Annotated in this window: 19 protein-coding genes and 1 pseudogene; 12 read left to right on the top strand and 8 right to left on the bottom strand. The window is 75.1% G+C overall.

The genetic code is table 11. The features are described from left to right. Positions 1-423 (bottom strand): roadblock/LC7 domain-containing protein, encoded by a 423-nt coding sequence (locus tag WCD58_RS08560; protein WP_133825801.1) that lies wholly within the window; start codon positions 421-423, stop codon positions 1-3. Further along, entirely contained in the window at positions 420-4940 is a 4521-nt protein-coding gene (locus WCD58_RS08555) for a sensor histidine kinase (RefSeq protein ID WP_337701597.1), read from the bottom strand. The genes WCD58_RS08560 and WCD58_RS08555 overlap by 4 nt, the downstream gene beginning before the upstream one ends. Positions 4941-5414: 474 nt before the next feature. Here WCD58_RS08555 and WCD58_RS08550 point away from each other — a divergent pair, with 474 nt between their 5' ends. Continuing rightward, positions 5415-7127 carry a DNA repair helicase XPB gene (locus tag WCD58_RS08550; RefSeq protein ID WP_337701596.1) on the top strand — a complete coding sequence of 571 codons (1713 nt, stop codon included), beginning with the start codon at positions 5415-5417 and terminating at the stop codon, positions 7125-7127. Here WCD58_RS08550 and WCD58_RS08545 read toward each other — a convergent pair. Beyond that, complete coding sequence (locus WCD58_RS08545; protein WP_337701595.1) at positions 7124-7678, bottom strand: TetR/AcrR family transcriptional regulator; 555 nt, start codon at positions 7676-7678, stop codon at positions 7124-7126. The genes WCD58_RS08550 and WCD58_RS08545 overlap by 4 nt on opposite strands. Positions 7679-7774: 96 nt before the next feature. On the opposite strand from WCD58_RS08545, the gene WCD58_RS08540 reads away from it, so the two are divergent. Next, the gene (locus WCD58_RS08540; RefSeq protein ID WP_337701593.1) at positions 7775-8662 is read left to right on the top strand and encodes an LLM class flavin-dependent oxidoreductase; all 888 of its coding nucleotides are present in this window, start codon (positions 7775-7777) and stop codon (positions 8660-8662) included. On the opposite strand, the pseudogene WCD58_RS08535 reads toward WCD58_RS08540, so the two are convergent. Next, positions 8605-8970: pseudogene (locus WCD58_RS08535) on the bottom strand (MaoC/PaaZ C-terminal domain-containing protein); the annotation flags it as partial. The gene WCD58_RS08540 and the pseudogene WCD58_RS08535 overlap by 58 nt on opposite strands. 395 nt (positions 8971-9365) lie before the next feature. Here WCD58_RS08535 and WCD58_RS08530 point away from each other — a divergent pair. Next, positions 9366-10793 (top strand): HNH endonuclease signature motif containing protein, encoded by a 1428-nt coding sequence (locus tag WCD58_RS08530; RefSeq protein ID WP_337701591.1) that lies wholly within the window; start codon positions 9366-9368, stop codon positions 10791-10793. Between the two features lie 49 nt (positions 10794-10842). Here the strand turns inward: WCD58_RS08530 and WCD58_RS08525 are convergent, their stop codons facing one another. Next, positions 10843-11283 (bottom strand): ester cyclase, encoded by a 441-nt coding sequence (locus tag WCD58_RS08525; RefSeq protein WP_337701589.1) that lies wholly within the window; start codon positions 11281-11283, stop codon positions 10843-10845. A gap of 247 nt (positions 11284-11530) precedes the next feature. Here WCD58_RS08525 and WCD58_RS08520 point away from each other — a divergent pair, with 247 nt between their 5' ends. From WCD58_RS08520 to WCD58_RS08490, 7 genes are all read left to right on the top strand, one after another. Continuing rightward, positions 11531-12103, top strand: coding sequence for an OsmC family protein (locus tag WCD58_RS08520; RefSeq protein ID WP_337701587.1), 573 nt, complete (start codon positions 11531-11533; stop codon positions 12101-12103). A gap of 69 nt (positions 12104-12172) precedes the next feature. Then, entirely contained in the window at positions 12173-13228 is a 1056-nt protein-coding gene (locus WCD58_RS08515) for an NAD(P)/FAD-dependent oxidoreductase (RefSeq protein ID WP_337701585.1), read from the top strand. 10 nt (positions 13229-13238) lie between these two features. After that, positions 13239-13637 carry a hypothetical protein gene (locus WCD58_RS08510; RefSeq protein ID WP_337701582.1) on the top strand — a complete coding sequence of 133 codons (399 nt, stop codon included), beginning with the start codon at positions 13239-13241 and terminating at the stop codon, positions 13635-13637. 23 nt (positions 13638-13660) lie between these two features. Further along, the gene (locus WCD58_RS08505; protein WP_337701581.1) at positions 13661-14131 is read left to right on the top strand and encodes a GNAT family N-acetyltransferase; all 471 of its coding nucleotides are present in this window, start codon (positions 13661-13663) and stop codon (positions 14129-14131) included. Next, positions 14128-15018: an AAA family ATPase gene (locus WCD58_RS08500; RefSeq protein ID WP_337701579.1), complete on the top strand. Its 891-nt coding sequence runs from the start codon at positions 14128-14130 to the stop codon at positions 15016-15018. The genes WCD58_RS08505 and WCD58_RS08500 overlap by 4 nt, the downstream gene beginning before the upstream one ends. A gap of 75 nt (positions 15019-15093) precedes the next feature. Then, positions 15094-15513 carry a YciI family protein gene (locus tag WCD58_RS08495; RefSeq protein WP_337701577.1) on the top strand — a complete coding sequence of 140 codons (420 nt, stop codon included), beginning with the start codon at positions 15094-15096 and terminating at the stop codon, positions 15511-15513. Beyond that, entirely contained in the window at positions 15500-16648 is a 1149-nt protein-coding gene (locus WCD58_RS08490) for an RNA polymerase sigma factor (protein ID WP_337701575.1), read from the top strand. Before WCD58_RS08495 ends, WCD58_RS08490 begins: the two co-directional genes overlap by 14 nt. Positions 16649-16659: 11 nt before the next feature. Here the strand turns inward: WCD58_RS08490 and WCD58_RS08485 are convergent, their stop codons facing one another. Next, entirely contained in the window at positions 16660-17211 is a 552-nt protein-coding gene (locus WCD58_RS08485) for an NAD(P)/FAD-dependent oxidoreductase (protein WP_337701573.1), read from the bottom strand. Positions 17212-17373: 162 nt separating this feature from the next. On the opposite strand from WCD58_RS08485, the gene WCD58_RS08480 reads away from it, so the two are divergent. After that, positions 17374-17955, top strand: a complete 582-nt coding sequence (locus WCD58_RS08480) for a GNAT family N-acetyltransferase (RefSeq protein WP_337701571.1) — start codon at positions 17374-17376, stop codon at positions 17953-17955. Positions 17956-17972: 17 nt separating this feature from the next. Continuing rightward, positions 17973-18500, top strand: a complete 528-nt coding sequence (locus tag WCD58_RS08475; protein ID WP_337701569.1) for a cysteine dioxygenase family protein — start codon at positions 17973-17975, stop codon at positions 18498-18500. Positions 18501-18562: 62 nt separating this feature from the next. Here WCD58_RS08475 and WCD58_RS08470 read toward each other — a convergent pair whose 3' ends face one another. After that, a complete protein-coding gene (locus WCD58_RS08470; RefSeq protein WP_337702027.1) occupies positions 18563-18994 on the bottom strand; it encodes a YccF domain-containing protein in 432 nt (143 codons plus the stop codon). 55 nt (positions 18995-19049) lie between these two features. Continuing rightward, positions 19050-20348, bottom strand: coding sequence for an MFS transporter (locus tag WCD58_RS08465; RefSeq protein ID WP_337701568.1), 1299 nt, complete (start codon positions 20346-20348; stop codon positions 19050-19052). Positions 20349-20381: the final 33 nt, after the last annotated feature.

Genomic DNA, 20381 nt, shown 5'->3' with positions numbered 1-20381 from the left:
TCATCGCACCGCCGACCCCTGGAGCTCGGCACGGAGCTCGGGGGTCAGCAGCTGCCCGACCCGGTCGACCAGCAAGGTCATCTCGTAGCCGACCAGCCCGATGTCGCAGTTCGGGGCGGCGAGCGTCGCGAGGCACGACCCGTCGCTGATCGACATGAGCAGGACGATGCCCCGCTCCATCTCCACCACCGTCTGCACGACCTCGCCGGCCTCGAAGCAGCGCGCGGCGCCCTGCGTGAGGCTGATGAGGCCGGACGCGACGGCGGCCAGCTGGTCGGCGCGGTCCCGCGGCAGGCGGTTCGACGCCGTGAGCAGCAGCCCGTCGGCCGACACCACGACCGCGTGCGCCACCCCCGGCACCCGCTCGGCGAAGTTCGAGACCAACCAGCCGAAGCGGCTCGGCTGCGACTGGGCTCCGGTCACTGCTCCTCCTCATCCCCGGGGCGAGCGTCCTGCTGCTCGCCCTCGGTCTCCCCCGGCCGGCCCCGGCGGGTGGACCGCCCGTCGGCCACGCCCTGCTGGTAGCTCGCGAGACGTCCGCGGATCGCGTCGGCGCTGCGCCGCGGGATCGCGGGCCCCGCCGGGCGGTCGCCCGGTGCCCCGCCCCCACCGGAGCGCGCGGCTCCCGGCACGAGCTGGGCGCGGGGCCGGCGCTTCGGCAGGCCCGACTCCGTCGTGCCGTCCCCGCTGACGCCGGCGTCGAGGGCGTCGGCGGTGGCCGCGGCCGCGCGCCAGCCCTCGTCGCCCGACGTCGAGGCCCACTCGGCCTCGTCCGGCCCGGCGGCCGGCGGCGCCTCGCGGAACCACGCGGACGCGACCTCGTCGTAGATCGGCGTCCGCTCCCGCTGCGGGCGCCCGGCCCGGCCGGGCAGTCGTTCCGGCACCGCCCGCGCGGGCGCGCCGTTGCCGCCGTTGCGGGTGTGGCCGTTGCCCTCGGCCGCCGGCGCCGGGTCGAAGAGCCGGTCCGGTGCGCCGCCGGTGGGTACCTGCGGCGCGGACGGCGGGGGCGGGACCTGCGGCGCGCCGCGGCGCGGGAGCGCACCGGGGGCCTGGGGACCCGCGGCCGGGCGCGGCGGCTCCTCCGCGGCCGGCGGCTCGGGGGGAGTCACCGGCTCGGCGAGCGGGGCCTCGTGCGCCACCGGGGTCTCCGGAGCGGCCTGCGCGTCCTCGGGCTCCCCGGTCGTGCGGCGCGGACGCAGTCGGGGGGCCATCCCCGGGGAGAAGGCCGCGCCGGTCGGCGGGAGACGCCGGCCCGACGGCCGCATCCCCCGCGGCTCGCCCGGCTCCGGCGGGGTCTCCGGCTCCGGGGACGCCGGCGCCTCGAGACCCTCCGCCGGTGTCTCCGCGGGACCACCCGGCTGCGGGGCGACGGGCGCCGCCCCGTCCGCTGGCGCCGCGGCCTCGGCCTCCGGCGAGCCCTCCTGCCACGCCGGGCGCGCCGCCGGGCGCACCACGCGCGGACGCAGCGGGAGCATGCCGCGGCGGTTCGGCAGCGCGTCCGGGGCCGGGGTCTCCTCCGGGGCGACCTCGTCGTCCACGGGGGCGGGCGCCTCGGCCTGCTCCTCGGCGAGCGCGACGGCCTCGTCGTGCGCCGCCTGGCCCTCGACGACCTCGGCGGGGACCTCGGCGCCCTCGACCTCCTGCGGCGGCTCCTCGCCGGCCGCGGGCCCGGGCGGCGGCACGACCGGCGCGCCGTTCCACATGGGCGGGCCGTCCGCGGGCCGCCGCGGCGGGGCGCCGTGCGGCGGCGGGCCGTACGGGCCACCAGGACCGGCCGGACCGCGCCCGGGCGGAGCCCCACGCCAGCCGGGAGGCGGTCCCTGACCGGGCCCAGCACCGGGACCGCCGGGCGGCGGGCCCCACACCGGGCCGCTCGGGCGGCCGGGCGCGCCGGGGGTCGGCGCGGCGCCGCCGCCACCGAAGCCGCCGGGGCCCGTGGGCGCCCCGGGTCCGCCGGGCCCGCCCGGCTGACCCGGACGGCCCGGGAGCGGGCCGTGCGGCTGACCCTGCGGCTGACCCTGCGGCGGGCCCTGCTGGGGACCCTGCGGCTGACCCTGCGGTGGGCCCTGCAGACCCTGCGGCGCGGCGTCGGGGGACTCGGCGCCCTCGACGGGCTCCTCGGTGTCCTCGGCCTGCGGCGCGACCTCCGGCGGCGCGACCTCCCCGGCCTGCTCGTCGGGGGCCTGCTCGTCGGGGGCCTGCTCGCCCGGGGCCTGCTCGTCGGGGGCCTCGCCGGCGGGCACGCCCTCGCCGGGCTCCTCCGGGCGGCGGCTGCGCCGGCGCGCGGCGGCCGCACCGATCAGCGCGGCGGCACCGCCCCCGGCCGCCGTGCCGCCCACGAAACCGTGACGGCCCTGCTCCTGGGCCTGCTCGGGGGCCTGCTCCGGAACCTGCTGCGACTCCTCGTCGACGACCTCGTCGCCGACCTTGGCGACGCGGTCGTCGTCGGCGTCGTCCAGGTCGTCGTCGTACGCGTCCGGGGCCTCGAGCTCCTCGAGCTCGTCGGCGGGCTCGGGCTCCGGGCGCTCGGGAGTCCCGGGCGGCGGTCCGCCCGGACGCCCGGGCGGGGGCGCGCCGGGGCCGGTCGGGCGGCCGGGCCCACCCGGTCCCGCGTGCCCGTTCGTCCCGTGCCCGTTGGTGCCCGGCGCGCCGGTCGAGGCCCCGCGGCGGGGCAGCAGCGGCCGGCGCTCGGCGCCGTTGTCCGGGGCCGGGCGGCCCTGCTCCTGCTCCGGGTCGACGCCAGGCGCGAAGAACGCCCCCGGCGCGCCGACCGCCCGCCGCTCCCGCTGGGGGAGGCCGGGAGCGCCGCCGCGCGCCTGCTCGGGCACACCGTTCGGGGCGCCGTTGAGAGCGCCGTTCGGAGCGCCGTTCGGAGCCCCGTTGGGGGCACCGTTCGGGCCGCCCTCGGGACGGCGGGCGCCGGCCGCACCGAGCGCCGGGCGGCCGTCCGTGCTGCCCGCGAGCACCGCGGACGCCGGGACCAGCGCCGTGGCGGCGACGCCGCCGTCGTCGCGGTTGCGCAGCTCGACGGTGATGCCGTGGCGGGTCGCGAGGCGGCCGACCACGAACAGGCCCATGCGCCGGGACGCCGACACGTCGACGGTCGGCGGCGAGTCGAGCCGCACGTTGGCCTCGTGCAGGTCCTCCTCGCTCATGCCGACGCCGGAGTCGAGGATCTCGACGAGCACCGAGCCGTCACCGTTCTGCGTCGCCTGCACCCGCACGCGGGTGTCGGGGGCGGAGAACGTGGTGGCGTTCTCGAGCAGCTCGGCCACGAGGTGCACGACGTCGCTCGCCGTGCGGCCCAGCAGCTGGGCCTGCGGCGGCGGGGCGAGGTCGATGCGCTGGTACTGCTCGACCTCCGACGCCGCGGCGCGCAGCACGTCGACCAGCGGCACCGGGCGGCTGCCGCGCCGCGAGAGGTCGGTGCCGGAGAGCACCAGCAGGTTCTCCGAGTTGCGGCGCATGCGCGTCGCGAGGTGGTCGAGCTGGAAGAGGTTGGAGAGCGCCTCCGGGTCCTCCTCGGAGTTCTCCAGCTGCTCGATCAGCCGCAGCTGGCGCTCGACCAGCGCCTGGGAGCGGCGCGACAGGTTGACGAAGATCGAGTTGAACGCCGAGCGCAGGCCGGCCTGCTCGGCGGCCAGGCGGACCGCCTGCTCGTGCACCTGGTCGAACGCGCGGGCGACCTGCCCGATCTCCTCGCGGGTGTTGATCGGCGTCGGGACGATCGTGGTGTCGGGCGTCTCGCCCTCGCGCAGGCTCTTCACCGCCTGCGGCAGGCGCCGCTCGGCGACGTCGAGCGCGGTGCGCCGCAGCAGCCGCAGCGGGCGCAGCAGCGAGCGGGTGACGAAGAAGACCACCGCCGCGCCGGCCATGAGCGCCAGCAGCAGGATCACCGACGAGATGCCGGCGTCGTTGCGCGCGGCGGCCTGCAGCGAGCCGGCCTGCTCCTGGAGCTGGCCGCGCAGCTGCTCGGAGGTCGCGGCGTCGCGGTCCTCGACCGCGGTGGACGCGCGCTCCCAGTCCGGGCCCGCGACCTGCAGCGGCAGGCCCGCCGCACCGCGGCCGAGCACGACCTGGGCGAGCAGGTCGCGGTTGTCGACGTCGGGGCCGACGACGGCGTCGGCCAGCGCGGCGTTGTCGGTGCCGACCGCCGAGCGGAAGTCGTCGACGGCGATGGAGCGGCGCAGCGTCGCGTTGCGCGCCTGGTCGATCGAGGGCGCGTCGATGCGGCCCGCGGCGATGCCGGCGGCGACGACGGCCTGGACGTAGGCGTCCTCCTCGCGCACCACCGAGAGCGAGTAGAGCCCGGAGGCGAGCCCGGCGACGCTCGGGTCGGCGGCCTCGCGGGAGAGCGAGCGGTCGAACACCTCGAGGGTGTCGATGGTCTCGGTGTAGCGCGCGATCGCGCCGGCGGCGTCGACCCGGCCGTCGATGACGTCGTCGCGCAGCCGGTCGAGCTGGTCGATCTCGTCGTCGGCCTGGTCGAACGCCGTGATCGTCTGCTGGTCGAGCGAGTCGGCCGCGCCTGCGGAGCGGCGCAGCTCGGAGGTCGCGTCGCGGGTGGCCTCGATGCGCTGCTCGACGGGCCCGGAGCCGCCGGCGCGGTTCGCCGCGACGTAGACCGCCGCCGCCGACCGCTCGTCGGCGAGGTCGCCCAGCACGCGGGACGTGCCGTCCTCGAGGGCCACGGCCTGCTGGACGCTGTCGTAGGACGCCGCCTCCTGCGTCTGCTCGACGATGCGCAGCACGCCGAGGGTCAGCACGAACAGTGTCGGCACCAGCAGGACCGCCGTCAGCTTGACCGGCAGGCTCCAGTTGCGCAGGGCCAGCCGCTCGGTCCAGTCGCCGCCGGAGCGGTCGTCGGCACCGGGGCGCCCGTCGTGCGGATCGTGGTACCGCACGGGGGTGCGCCCGGGTGCTCGCTCAGGGGTGGTCACGGACGGGTCCTCCCGGTTCCGCCGGTCGGTCGGACTTCGCCGGGCGACGCCACGCGCCGAAGGCGTCCCTGGTCGACGCTCGGTGACCAGGGATGGGCTATGGTCGCGGCCGTCCGGTTCGTGGAGTGGCACGTGGGTGACACCGTGCGGCCTCGCGGAGACACGTCGGTCCGACGATCGGGGAGCAGGGCGAGCGGGCGCATCAGTGTGGTCAGGCGTCCAGTGCGGTCGGCGCGAGGACCGGTGAGGGCCTCGCAGCGGACGAGCTCATGACGTGAAGGTGAGCTCGAGCGGGTCGGTGGTCGCTCCTCCAGGGCGGGTTCGAGCGGGCCCACTGTAGCCGTCCGGTGACGGGGAATGTCCGGCCCGCCTTCAGCGCTCCCCGAGCGGCGTCCCTGCTCCGCCCGACGGTGTGTCGGTCCCCCGGAGGAGAATGGGACGGACCACCCGCCGACGAGCCCGGAGGTCGAGAGGTTGAGTCAGCCCGGCAACGGACCGCTCATCGTCCAGTCCGACAAGACCCTGCTGCTCGAGGTCGACCACGAGGCGGCCCCCGCCGCTCGTCAGGCCATCGCGCCGTTCGCCGAGCTCGAGCGCGCCCCCGAGCACGTCCACACCTACCGGGTGACGCCGCTCGCGCTGTGGAACGCGCGCGCCGCGGGTCACGACGCCGAGCAGGTCGTCGACGCGCTCGTGCAGTACTCCCGCTACGCGGTGCCGCAGGCCCTGCTCGTCGACGTCGTCGACACCATGGGCCGTTACGGGCGCCTGCAGCTGACGAACTCCCCCGTGCACGGCCTGGTCATGCTGTCGAACGACCGCGCCGTGCTCGAGGAGGTCCTGCGCAACAAGAAGATCACCCCGATGCTCGGCGACCGCATCGACGACGACACCGTCGCGGTGCACCCGTCGGAGCGCGGGCGCCTCAAGCAGGCGCTGCTCAAGGTCGGCTGGCCCGCCGAGGACCTCGCGGGCTACGTCGACGGCGAGGCCCACCCCATCGAGCTCGACCAGTCCGACTGGGAGCTGCGCGACTACCAGGCCGACGCCGTCGAGGGCTTCTGGCACGGCGGCTCCGGGGTCGTCGTGCTGCCCTGCGGGGCGGGCAAGACGCTCGTCGGCGCCGCGGCGATGGCGAAGGCCGGGGCGACGACGCTGATCCTCGTCACCAACACCGTCGCCGGGCGGCAGTGGAAGCGCGAGCTCGTGGCGCGCACGTCGCTCACCGAGGACGAGATCGGCGAGTACTCGGGCGAGCGCAAGGAGATCCGCCCGGTCACCATCGCGACCTACCAGGTGATGACCCGCAAGACGAAGGGCGAGTTCCGGGCGCTCGAGCTGTTCGACACCCGCGACTGGGGCCTGATCATCTACGACGAGGTCCACCTGCTGCCCGCGCCGGTGTTCCGCATGACCTCGGACCTGCAGTCGCGGCGGCGCCTCGGCCTCACCGCGACGCTCGTGCGCGAGGACGGCCGCGAGGGCGACGTCTTCTCGCTCATCGGCCCGAAGCGCTACGACGCCCCGTGGCGCGACATCGAGGCCCAGGGCTGGGTGGCGCCCGCCGACTGCGTCGAGGTCCGCGTCACGATGACCGACAACGAGCGGATCATCTACGCCACCGCCGAGGCCGAGGAGCGCTACCGGCTCTGCGCCTGCGCGCGCACCAAGATCCCGGTGGTCAAGAGCATCCTCGCGCGCCACGAGGGCGAGCCGGCGCTGGTCATCGGCGCCTACCTCGACCAGCTCGACGAGCTCGGCGTCGCGCTCGACGCCCCGGTGATCCAGGGCTCGACGAAGAACAAGGAGCGCGAGGTCCTGTTCGACCAGTTCCGCCGGGGCGAGATCCCGGTGCTGGTCGTGTCGAAGGTCGCGAACTTCTCGATCGACCTGCCCGAGGCCTCGGTCGCGATCCAGGTGTCGGGGACGTTCGGGTCCCGCCAGGAGGAGGCCCAGCGCCTCGGCCGGCTCCTGCGCCCCAAGGGCGACGGCCGCCAGGCGCACTTCTACTCGGTGGTCGCGCGCGACTCGGTGGACGCGGAGTACGCCGCCCACCGCCAGCGCTTCCTCGCCGAGCAGGGCTACGCCTACCGGATCGTCGACGCCGACGACCTGCTCGGTCCCGCCATCCCGGGCACCGAGGCCGAGGACGAGCCGGAGTCCGAGCGGCCCGATCCCTCGAGCTAGGTCGCGCGCAGCCCGTCGAGCAGCACGCCGACCATCCGGCGGGCGTCGTAGCGGGCGTCGTCCGCGCCGATGCAGAGGTTCCCGACGGCCCGCATGAGCTGCAGCGGGGGCACGTCGTCGCGGATCTCGCCCGCCGCGGCGGCGGCGTCGAGCAGGCGCCCGCACACCGGCACGAGCCGGTCGAGGAAGTAGGCGTGCAGCGTCTCGAACTGGGGGCTGTCCGACTGCAGCGCGCCGGCCAGGCCGTGCTTGGTGACGAGGAAGTCGACGAACCGGTCGATCCAGCCCGCCAGCGCGTCGAACCGGCCGCCGGCCCGCTCGAGGGCCTCCTCGCCCGCCGCGACGCAGGCGTCGACCTGGTGGCGGTAGACGGCGACGACGAGGTCGGCGCGCGTCGGGAAGTGGCGGTAGACCGTGCCCACGCCGACGCCGGCCTTCGCCGCGACGTCGCGCACCGGCGCCTCGACCCCGGAGGTCACGAACACCGCCGCCGCGGCGTCGAGCAGCGCGCTCTCGTTGCGCCGGGCGTCGGCCCGCCTCTTGTCCGCCATCCGTCCCCTCGTCGACAAACGGAACTATGTTCCGTAGCGTTGACGGAACACGGTTCCGCCTCGGCTCAGGATAGGCGGCCGTACGAGGAGGACGCCATGACGACACCCAGCTTCGGCATCGTGACCGCGCCGCAACAGGTCGACTACGCCGACGTGGCGCGGGTGTGGCGCGAGGCCGACGCGATCCCGGAGATCGACCACGCGTGGCTGTTCGACCACCTCAAGCCGATCGGGGGCGCCGACCCCGAGGGACCGATCCTCGAGGGCTGGACGCTGCTCGCGGCGATGGCGGCGCAGACGGAGCGCCTGCGCCTCGGGCTGCTCGTCACCAGCAACCGGTTCCGGCCCCCGGCGCTGCTCGCGAAGATCGCGACGACGGTCGACATCGTGTCCGGCGGGCGGCTCGACCTCGGCATCGGCGCCGGTTCGCGCCCGAGCATCCCGTGGGCGCGCCGCGAGTACGACGCGCACGGCCTGCCGTACCACGACTTCGGCGACTCGGTGGCGGCGCTCGACGAGGCCTGCACGGTGATCCGCCGGCTCTGGACCGAGCCGGAACCCTTCGACTTCCACGGCGAGCACGTGCAGCTCACCGGGGCCTTCGGCAACCCGAAGCCGGTGCAGCGCCCGCACCCACCGATCCTCGTCGGGGGCCGGGCCGCGAAGACACTGCGCGTGGTGGCCCGTCACGCCGACGTCTGGAACATCCCGGGCGGCGACATCGCCGACTGCGTCGAGCGCAGCGCCCTGCTCGACCGCTACTGCGCCGAGATCGGCCGCGACCCCGCCACGATCACCCGCTCGATCCACCTGCCCGTCTCCTACGACGACCCCGGCGCGGTCCGCGCGGCGATCCGCGAGGCGCTCGACGCCGGGTTCACCCACGTCGTGCTCGGTCTGCCGGCGCCGTGGCCCGAGGGTGTGGCTCAGTGGGTCGCCGACGAGCTGGTGGTGCCGTCCCGGTCGTCGGTCGCGGTCGGCTGAGGTCGCGCCGTCCAGCAGACCGCGGCGCCCTCGACGGCGACGACCTCGTCGTCCCGCGTCACCCGCACGGCGAGCGCGGTGATCGGCTTGTCGGCCCGCGCCGCGGTGACCTCGGCCGACCCGGTGATGACGTCGCCCGGGCGCACCGGCGCGAGGAAGCGCAGGTCCAGCTGGAGGAAGACGCTGCCGGGACCGGGGAGGTCCTCGGCGACGACGGCGTTGAGCACGGCCGTGGTGACGCCGCCCTGGACGACGAGGCCGCCGAAGCGGGTCGCCGCGGCGAAGTCCTCGTCGTGGTGCAGGGGGTTGCGGTTGGTAGAAGCTCAGGGCGGGGTTCATCGGGCCTCCTCCGCAGGGGCGGTCGTCGTACCGAGGAGCTTGCGCGCGGGGTGCGGCCCGGCCGTCGGCAGCGATCGCTCCTGTCGGTCGGCGCCGCTGCCCAGGTCACCGCGGCGCGGCCGATCGCCGACGCACCGGGCCCGAGCGGCACATGCAGCATGATCGAAAACGCAGGCATCGGCGGAACGTGCCGCTCGCGCACCGGCCGCGCGGACGACACACGCGACCGGCGCGTTCCTCATGATCATCCGGTCGCTGAGCTGCGGAAGGTGCCGGTCGCGGGGTCGCTGAGGCGGTATCGACCCTACGAGATGAGCTGACGCGGCTGTCGCCGATGGCGCGCAGAGCTGGTAGACTCGAACACATGAGCGAACGGGTGCTCGGGCCGGTGGAACGGGAGGTGCTCGAGCGCGCCCGCCTCGGCGAGATCACCCGCCGCCGCGAGGGCTACGCCCGTCTCGAGCAGGTCGCCGAGCTCGACCGCGCCCAGGTCGCCGAGCTCTCCGGGGACCGCTGCACCCGCCGACTGCTCGAGACCCTGTGGCGCATCCCCGCCACCGAGGCGAAACGCCTCGTCGGCGAGGCCCGCGACCTGTGCCCCCGCAGCTCGCTGTCCGGTGAGCCGCTGCCGCCGCGGCTGCCGGCCACCGCGACGGTCGCGGCGGCGGGGGAGGTCGGGCCGGCGCACATCGCGATCATCCGCACCACCATGCGACGGCTCGACCGCGTCGACTCCCTGCCCGTCCACGACTGGACCGCCGCCGAGCAGACCCTCGCCGACGAGGCGACCCGGCTCGGACCGAAAGGGCTGCAGGCGGTCGCGGACCGGGTGTTGGCCCACCTCGACCCCGACGGCGAAGAACCCCCCGAGGAGGACGCCGGCCGGGATGACGAGCTGTGGTTCGTGCGCCGCCGCAACGGGATGTTGCTGTTCCGGGGGCGGATGTCGGATCCGGTCGACGCCGAAGCGTTCGTCGAGACCATCGACACCCTCGCGACCCCGTGCGGGCCCGACGACCAGCGCGAACTCAAACTGCGGCGCATCGAAGGACTCAAAGACCTCGTCAACGACGCCACCGGCCCCCACGGCATCGCCACCGACACCCGCCGCGACCCGGGCGAGACCAACGACGCGACCGACGACAGCACGACCGACGACAGCACGACCGGCGACAGCACGACCGGCGACAGCACGACCGGCGACACGGTCGCGGATGCGCTGATCCCTGCGCCCCGCCGCCCGGAGCCGACCGGGCACCCGGCGGGACGTACCGCGCGGGCCGCGCGGCCGGGGCGGGCACCGCTCACGATCACCCTCGACCAGCGCTGGCTCACCGACACCCTCACCACCCGCGGCCGCCACCGTGGCTACGGACTGCTCGACTCCGGCGCCCCCGTCCACCCCGCCACCCTGCGCCGCTGGGCCTGCGACGCCGACATCGTCCCCATCGTCCTCGGCCCGAAATCAGAACCCCTCGACGTCGGACGCCTCCAACGCACCGTCACCGACGCCATCCGCCGCGCGCTGAACCTGCGAGACGGCGGCTGCGCCTTCCCCGACTGCACCCGCCGCCCCCGCCGCTGCCACGCCCACCACATCCACCACTGGCGCGACCACGGCCCCACCCGAATCGACAACCTCGTGCTGCTGTGCAGCTACCACCACCAACTCCTGCACCACGGCCACTGGACCGTCACCATCCAAGACGGCCGACCCTGGTTCACCCCACCCGACTGGATCGACCCCCACCGACAACCCCGCCTCGGCGGACGACCCCGCGTCCCCGTCTGACCGCGGAACGCTTCGAAAATCGAAGCAATCCCCGAAAAGAGAACCGGTCCTACCCGGCCAGCGCGAGCACGCCCAGCCGGTGCAGGTTCGTCAGCTCGTCGGCGACCATGACGATCTCGCTGATCCGCCCGTCGGTGAGGGTGAGGACGTCGATCACGCGGATGTCCACGGGCCGGCCGGTGGCGGGCACCGTGCCCATCGGCGTCGCGATCGGGCCCGTGTGGGTCCCGAGCATGCGGAAGGCGACGACGAGTTTGCCCGGGGCCTCGACGCGCTCGAGGATCTCGCGGTCGAGGTCGCCGTAGGCGCCCTGGGTCGCGCGGGCGCGGGTCAGCAGGTCCGCCAGCGACATGTCCGTCCCGTTGATCCGCACAGGGTCGGTGTACAGCTCCCCGAACGCGGCCCGCGCGGCCGCGTCGTCCGCCGGCAGCGGGGTCGACCACAGGTCCATCAGGCGGGTCACGAAGTCGGTGGTGGTCGGGCTGGTCATGGCTCCTCCTGACGGCGCTCCGGCGGTGTCCTGTCCCGACGCTAAGGGCCGGCAGGGCGAGCGGTCAGCGCCACGACCACCTACTTCTCCGGCTCCGCCACCCAACTCGACACGGGTGTCGGTGACGCGGCCCGCGACGTGGGCACCTGCCGTCCCGGCTTGGGCATGCGCTGCCGATGCCCGCACCGTGCCCAGGACCGACGGTGGTGACACCGAAGAACGGCCCCGCGAACCCCCGGAGCACACGATGACCGAGACGATCACCCACACCGTCCGCAACGGCGTGGACACCACCAACCTCTTCGCCACGCTCGACGTGCTGAAGGCCCAGCCCGACCTCGCGCGGTTCCGCTTCCGGGCCCGCAACCAGTGGATGGGCGGCTCGCACAACCGCAGCACGATCAAGGACTTCTACGCGGCCGGCGGCGAGGACACCTCCCGCGCGGAGGCCTTCACCCTGGACGCGGGCGAGCCCGCGATCCTCATCGGCGAGGACGACGGCCCCAACCCGGCCGAGTTCCTGCTGCACGCCCTCGCCGCGTGCGTGACGACGTCGCTGGTCTACGCCGCGGCCGCCCGCAAGGTGAAGCTCACCGCCGTCTCCTCGGCCCTCGAGGGCGACCTGGACGTCCAGGGCGCCATGGGTCTCGACGACGGCGTGCGCAACGGCTTCGAGCAGATCCGCATCACGATCCACATCGCCGGCGAGGCGACCCCGGAGAAGCTCCGCGAGGTCGTGCAGCGCGGCACCGACCGCTCGGTGGTGTTCGACAGCATCACCCGCGGCGTGCCGGTGTCCGTCGAGGTGATCACCCCCTGAGTCCCCTCCGGTGGCCGGGCGCGACCCGCCCCGGCCACCGGTGGCCTCCAACCCCTGGGAGAGCCCGCCATGAGCACCCCGATCCGGCGCCACGACGCGATCGTCGTCGGTGGCCGCGCCGCCGGCGCCGCGACCGCGATGCTGCTGGCCCGCGGCGGCCGGGACGTCCTCGTCCTCGAGTCCGCCCGGCCCGGTACCGACACCCTGTCCACCCACGCGCTGATGCGCGGCGCCGTCGTCCAGCTCGAGCGCTGGGGGCTGCTGCCGACCATCGTCGCCGCCGGCACCCCGGCCGTCACGAGCACCGAGTTCCACTACGGCGACGACGTCCTGACCGTCGGCGCGCGCCCGGGGACGACGCCGCTGCGCGCCCCGCGCCGCACGGTCCTCGACCCGGTCCTCGTCGACGCCGCGCGCGGCGCCGGGGCGCAGGTCGTGTTCGGCGCCGACGGGCGGCGTTCCACGGTCGCCGAGGCCGTCGACGCGCCGGTCGAGCACGTCGGCACGGCGTCGAGCGCCGTCCTCTACTCCTACCTGCCCGGGTTCGGGACCGACCGCTACCGCTGGCACTACCGGCCGGGGTTCACCGCGGGCGTCATCCCGACCACCGGCGGCGACGCCTGCGTCTGGGCCGGCGTGCCCACCGCGCGCTTCGACGACGTCCGCGGCGACCTGGAGGGCGCCTACCGCACGCTGCTGGCACGCGACCTGGGCGAGCTCGACCCGGGGCCGCTGCGCGTCCGGGGCTTCCCGGGCGTCCCGGGGTTCGTCCGCCGCGCCGGGGGCCCGGGGTGGGCGCTGGTCGGGGACGCCGGCTACTTCAAGGATCCGCTGACCGCGCACGGCATCACCGACGCGCTGCGCGACGCCGAGCTGCTCGCCCGCGCGCTCCTGGGCTCCACCGACCGCACCCGCGACGACGCCCTGCGCGACTACCAGGACAGCCGCGACCGGCTCTCCGCCGACCTCGCCGCCATCACCGAGCGGATCGCCTCGTACCGCTGGGACCTCGCCGAGCTGCGCGAGCTGCTGCCCACGCTCAGCCGCGCGATGCGCCCCGAGGTCGAGGAGATCCGCGGCTTCGACGACACCGCAGACGACACCCCCACCGCCCTGGCCGCCTGAGGAGGACGCCATGCCCACCATCACCGACCCCGAGCTCGACGTCCGCCTCGGCGTCCTCGATGCCGCCGACACCGAGCGGATCGACCGCTACGCGACCGCCGCGTTCCTGTGGCGCCGGCTCAGCCAGCCCGACGCCCTCGACGTCGCCCGCGGCCTGCACTGGCGCGCCGTCGGCCGTGACGTCGCCGCCGACGCCGGCGAGGTCGTCGACGCCCTGTGCCTCGTCCCGCCGCCGGACGCCGAGCGCGCGCGCCTCGCCGCGGTGCTCACGACGCACTGGCAGCTCGACCACGCCGGCCCGGACCGCGCGATCGGCGACGGCGCCCCGCGGATCGACGACCTGCGCCGGCTCGGGCGACGCCTGTCGCTGGCGCTCAACCTGCTCGACAGCGCGCGCACGATCGCCTGAGGACGACCGGCAAGGGGGACGCGATGACCACCGGAGAAGGTCACGTGCGCGCGGCACGCGTCGACGAGGTGCCCGCGCTGGAGGACCTCATGCGCGAGGCCTCGCTGATGTGGCCCGACCACCGCGACGACCTGCTCGCCCACCCCGACGCGATCGAGGTGCCGCTGCGCGACGTGCGGGGCGGGCGGGTCCGTGTGCACGAGGTCGACGACGTCGTCACGGGCTTCGCGACGGTGCTGGCGCTGCCCGACGGCGACGCCGAGCTCGACGCGCTGTTCGTCCGCCCCGCCCTCATGCGCCGCGGCATCGGCGCCCGGCTCGTCGCGGACGCCGCGCGGCGGGCGCGTGACGAGGGCGCGGCGCGGATGGTCGTGACCGCCGACCCACGCGCCGAGGCGTTCTACGGACGCTGCGGGTTCCGCACGGTCGGCGAGGCGCCGACGCGCTTCGGCCCGGCGATCCGGATGCTGCTCGACCTGGCTCCACGGCCATGAGCACCGCCTACCGTGTCCCCGTGGGGGTGCGGGTGCTCGAGCGCGACGAGGTCCTCGCGGAGCTCGACGCGGCACTCGCGGACGCGCGGGCCGGCGAGGGCCGCACCGTCCTGCTCGCCGGCGAGGCGGGGCTCGGCAAGACGACCGTGCTGCGCACCTGGACCGACCGGCTCGACCCGTCGGTGCGCCTCCTCGAGGGCGCGTGCGACGACCTCGTCACCTCCCGCACGCTCGGGCCCTTCCACGACGCCGCCGCGGGCGCGCCCGCCCTGCGCACCGCGCTGGCGGGCGACACGGACGCGGTGCACGACGCGGTGCTGTCCGCGCTGGGCGAGCCCACGACCGTCCTCGTCGTCGAGGACGTCCACTGGGCCGACGAGGCGACGCTCGACGTCCTCGCCGTCGCCGCGCGCCGGGTCGCCCGTCTGCCCGCGGTGCTGGTGCTCAGCTACCGCGACGACGAGGTCGACCCCGGCTCGCAGCTGCAGCGCCTGCTCGGCGCCCTGCCCGCGGCATCGACCCGGCGCCCGGCGCTGCGCCCGCTGTCGGTCGGCGCGGTCACGGCGCTCGCCGGGGCCGCCGGCCTGCGCGTGCACGCCGCGACCCTCGGCAACCCGTTCCTCGTCACCGAGCTGGTCGCCGCGCAGAGCGAGGGGCTGCCGGTGTCGGTGCGCGACGCCGTCCTCGCCCGGGTCGCGGACCTCCCCCGCCCCGCCCAGGAGCTGCTCGACCTGCTCGCCGTCGTCCCCGGCCACGCCGACGCCGACCTCCTCGACGACCTGCGCCCCGGCTGGCGCGAGGACGTCGACCACCACGTCTCCGCGGTGCTCGCGAAGCTCGGCGTCGGCTCCCGCGAGGAGGCCGCGCGACATTTCCGGGATGCGTGAGGGCAAGCTGTCGAGAATCCGGTGATCGCTCCGTCCCCGGGGTACGAGCCGCACTCACGACGGAGGAGAACGACCATGAGGTACCTGATCCTCAAGCACTACCAGGGCGGCCCGGGGCACCCCGGGATGGACTACACGCCGATGGACCAGTGGCAGCCCGACGAGGTCGACGCGCACATGCAGTACATGTCGGACTTCGCGCACCGCCTGCAGGAGACCGGCGAGTTCGTCGACAGCCAGGCGCTCTCGGGCGAGGGCGCGTTCGTGCGCTTCGACGGCGAGGGCAGGCCGCCGGTCACCGACGGCCCGTTCGCCGAGACCAAGGACCTCATCGCCGGCTGGATGATCATCGACGTGGAGTCCTGGGACCGCGCGCTCGAGCTCGCCGGCGAGCTGTCGGCCGCGCCCGGGGCCGGCGGGGAGCCGATCGCCGAGTGGCTCGAGGTCCGCCCGTTCCTCACCGCGGCGCCGGGGAAGTTCGTTGACGCCGACTGAGCTGCGGGACCTCGTCCCCGCGGTGATCGCGGTCCTCGGCCGGCGCGGCGCGGACTTCGCGTCGGCCGAGGACGCCGTGCAGGAGGCCCTCATCCGGGCCCTGGAGACCTGGCCCGACGACCCGCCCCGCGACCCCAAGGGCTGGCTGGTCCAGGCCGCGTGGCGCAAGTTCCTCGACGCCACGCGCGCCGAGACGTCGCGGCGGGGCCGGGAGGTGGCCGTCGACGCCGAGCCGCCCGCCGGCCCGGCCGCCGCGACCGACGACACGCTGCGCCTCTACTTCCTGTGCGCCCACCCCACGCTGCCGGCGAGCGCCGCGGCGGCGCTGACCCTGCGCGCGGTCGGCGGCCTGACCACCCGGCAGATCGCGGCGGCCTACCTCGTCCCCGAGGCGACGATGGCCCAGCGGATCAGCCGGGCCAAGAAGCGGATCACCGGGCTGCCGCTGGACCAGCCCGGCGACCTCGCGACGGTGCTCCGGGTGCTCTACCTCGTGTTCAACGAGGGCTACAGCGGCGATCTCGACCTGGCCGCCGAGGCCGTCCGCGTCACCCGCCAGCTCGCCGCGCTGACCGACGAGCCCGAGGTCGCGGGCCTGCTCGCGCTCATGCTGCTGCACCACGCGCGCCGCGACTCGCGCACCGGGCCCGGCGGGCGCCTGGTCCCGCTCGCCGAGCAGGACCGGACGCGCTGGGACACCACGCTGATCGCCGAGGGCGTCGCGATCCTGCAGGCCGCCCTGGCCCGCGACCGGCTGGGCCAGTACCAGGCGCAGGCCGCGATCGCCGCCCTGCACGCGGACGCCCGCAGCGCCGACGAGACCGACTGGACGCAGATCGTCGGCTGGTACGACGAGCTGCTGGCGCTCACCGACAGCCCCGTGGTGCGCCTCAACCGCGCGGTGGCGGTCGGCGAGGCCGACGGCGCCGGGGCCGGTCTCGCGGCGCTGGCCGCCGTGGACGCCGACGTGCCCCGGTACGCGGCCGTGGCCGCGCACCTCCACGAGCACGCCGGCGACCTGGAGCGCGCGGCCGGCCTCTACGCCGACGCCGCCCGCGCCGCGGCGAGCGTGCCCGAGCGCGACCACCTCACCCGCGAGGCGGCGCGGGTGCGCGGGCGGCGCGCGACGAGCTGATCGGCGAGGTACTAGGCGTCGGGACCCACGCCGTCGAGGAAGCTCGACGAGCGCCGGGCCGGGCGCGGCAGCCGCGCCGGCTCGCGCGGTGCCTCGAGCCCGGTGCGCGTCACGTAGCCGTCGACCCGGGCGCGGAAGCGCACCGCGTTCTCCTCGGCCTCGGCGACCGAGGCGGGCAGGGAGTCGTCGAAGGCCGCCGTGCCGCCGCGCACGGCGACGAGCCGGCCGTGCGGGACGACGCCGTCGGCGACGAGCCGGTGCAGGTCCAGGTCCCGCGTCCCGCCGGCGAGCACCGCGTTGGGTGTGCGGGTCGCCGACGGGTCGGACAGCGAGTCCCGGGTGCGGGACAGGGTGCCCATGCGGTCCATCCACCAGTAGGTGTCGTGACCGCGGTAGCGGCGCGGCAGGCACTTGTGGCGCCCGACCGCGAGGTGGACCGTGCGGCCGGCGCGCGCGAGCTCGGCGGCGATCTGCTGGCCCGACGACCCGGCGCCGACGACGAGCACGCCGCCGGGCGGCGACTGGTCGGGACGGCGGTAGTCGCGGGTGTGGAGCTTGCCCATCCCGGGCCGTTGCCCTGCCCACCTCCCGGCGTGGGGACCGGCATGGGTACCGCCGGGTCGCGAGATGGGGAGCGTTCACCGACGAGGAGGGGCAGCGGCGCGGAGCACGCTCTGTGACGTCGCCGGGCACCGAGGTCCGGCACCGTCACCGGAGGTCCCCTCATGGCTGCCCTGCACCTCGTCACGAGCACTCCGGCCACGTCGATCGTGCCGGCGGGCGAGCAACCCCTGTTCCGACCCCGCGGTCGCCCTCCCGGGGTGACGCTGCGCGAGCTCGGTCCCGACGAGACCGACGTGCTCGACACCGTGTTCGCCGGGCTGTCGGACCAGAGCCGCTACCTGCGCTTCCACGGCGCCACCCCGCGCCTGCGCGGCGCCGTGCGCCGCAAGCTGGCCGCCGTCGACGGGCGCCGGCATCTCGCCGTCGCCGCGTTCGACGCCGACGGCGAGCCGATCGGCATCGCCCGGCTCATCGGACTGGGGCTCAGGGACGCCGAGCTCGCCATCGAGGTCGTCGACGCCTGGCAGGGCCAGGGTGTCGGGCGCCGGCTGCTCGCCGCGGTCGCCGTCCTGGGCCGCGAGCAGTGCTACTCGCGCCTCGTCGCCGACGTCCTGACCGAGAACACCGGGATGCGGGTCGTGCTCGCGTCCGTGCTGCCGATCCTCACCGTCGAGACCGACGGCTACGAGACCACCCTCACCGCCGACCTGCGCGCCGGGAGCCCGGCGTACGTCGCAGCCTGAACCTCGTGGAGCGCACCATGACCACCTCCGTCATCACCCCGCTGGCCGCGCTGACCTCCGACCTCGACGTCGCCGTCCGCCACTCGACGCCGGGCCTCGCCCGGGTCGACGCGGTCGGCGACGCCCTGGCCCCGTACCTCGGCGATCCACGACTGCTCTCGCCGGCCCAGTGCGTCGGCGACCCGGAGCACTACCGCCAGCACCTCCTGCACGTCGCCGACGACGGCGCGTTCTCGCTGGTGGCGCTCGTGTGGCTGCCGGGCCAGACGACCCCGATCCACGACCACCTCTCGTGGTGCGTGGTCGGCGTCCACACCGGCGAGGAGCACGAGACCCGCTACCTGCGCGTCGCCGACCGCCTCGTCGTCGACGGCGAGGACGTCGCGGGCCCGGGCACGGTCACCGGCCTGCTCCCGCCCGGCGACATCCACCAGGTCACCAACACCGCGCCGACCACGACGATCTCGCTGCACGTCTACGGCGTCGACGTGCGCAAGCTGGGCTCGAGCATCCGCCGCCGCTACGACCTCCCCGTCTACGGCTGAGGACGTGTCAGCGACGTGGCGTCGCTGTCATTGAGTGTCCGTAACGCCACGCGCTCGATCGCTCAGCGCGCGCCGACCGGCGGGGCGGCGCGGTGGCCGTCGACCCCGAAGCCGCGCGGGTCGTCGGTGTCGACGATCCGCCGGCCCAGCGGCGTGAGCGACACCGGGATCATCTTGAGGTTCGCCCAGGCGAACGGGATGCCGATGATGCTCACGGCCAGCGGGATCGCCGTGACGACGTGCCCGATCGCGAGCCACCACCCGGCCACGACGAACCAGATGACGTTGCCCAGCGTCGAGCCCACGCCGGCGTCGGCCCGGCGCTCGATGCTGCTGCCGAAGGGCCACAGCGCGAACAGCGCGATGCGGAACGACGCGATCCCCCACGGGATCGTGACGATGAGGATGCAGCAGATGATGCCGGCGACGAGATAGCCGAGCGCCATCCACACGCCCGCCAGCACCAGCCAAATCAGGTTGAGCAGTGTCCGCAGCAGGCCCATGGCTCCAGAGTGCCACCGGCTGCCCGGTTCGTCCGCTACGGAACCGCTACGTCAGCTGGCGGCCCTTCGTCTCCGGCAGCGTCAGGATGATCAGGAACGCCACGAGCGCGCCGCCCGAGACGTACCAGAAGAAGAGCTGCGGCCGGTCGGCGCTCGACAGCGCCGAGATCAGCAGCGGCGCGGTGCCGCCGAACAGCGCGACCGTGAGGTTGTACCAGGCCCCGATGCCCAGGGCGCGCAGCTCGGTCGGGAACAGCTCGCTCATGATCGCCGGCGCGATCGACGACATGAACGTGTAGAGCCCGAGGCCCACCGTGAACACGATGATCAGGTTGATCAGCGGCGGCCGCTCGGTGATGAGCAGGCTCAACGGCACGGTGATCACGGTCATCAGCGCCGACCAGATGAGCAGCTGGGGTCGCCGGCCGTAGCGGTCGGCGGCGTAGCCCATCGGGTACTGCAGCGCGATGAAGACGATGGTGCCGATCGAGAGCGCGAGGAACACCTCGCCGCCCGCGGCGTCACGGAACTGCACCGCGTACGGCGTCAGCGCGCTGAAGAACGTGTAGAAGCACAGCGTCGAGAGCAGCGTGAAGCCGAAGAGCTGCAGCACCGCCTTCGGGTGCTCGCGCAGGGTCAGCATCAGCGGGTTGCGCACGGCCTTCGCGCGCTCGCGGTTCTCCTCGAACTGCTCGGTCTCGGCCAGCGCCCGGCGCAGCCACATGCCGACCAGGCCCAGGACGCCGCCCACGAGGAACGCGATCCGCCAGCCCCAGGACTCGAGCTCGGGACGCGACAGCGTGGTGGTCAGCACCAGGCCCAGGACGCTCGCGGCCAGCAGGGCGATGCCGGTGGAGATGTAGAAGAAGCTCGAGTACCGCCCGCGGTGGCTCGCCGGCGCGATCTCGGCGAGGTAGGCGCTCGCGTTGGAGACCTCGCCGCCGAGGCTCAGGCCCTGCGCGATCCGGGCGAGCAGCAGCAGGATCGGCGCCAGCCAGCCCACCGCCTGGTAGGTCGGCAGGACCGCGATGACGAACGAGCCGCCCGCCATCAGCAGGATCGTCACGAGCATCGCCCAGCGCCGTCCGCGGATGTCGGCGAGGCGCCCGAGCAGGATGCCGCCGAGCGGGCGGAAGAAGAACGCGAGCGCGTAGGTGCTCGTCGTGCCGATCAGCGCCAGCGTCGGCGAGCTCTTGTCGAAGAACTGCGACGAGAAGTAGACGGCGAACGTCGCGTAGATCGTCCAGTCGAACCACTCGATCGCGTTGCCGATGCTGGCCGCGACCAGCGTCCGAACGGGCAACCGGTGGCGCTCGGTGCTCGTCGGATCGGACACCTGGCTCATCCGCGCTCCTTCCGCTCGCCCCCGACGCCACGC

This window comes from Actinomycetospora flava (assembly GCF_037400335.1).
GTDB classification, from domain to species: domain Bacteria; phylum Actinomycetota; class Actinomycetes; order Mycobacteriales; family Pseudonocardiaceae; genus Actinomycetospora; species Actinomycetospora flava.
The sequence above is the reverse complement of the archived record's forward strand: the minus strand, read 5'-3'. Positions and strand labels throughout refer to the sequence as shown.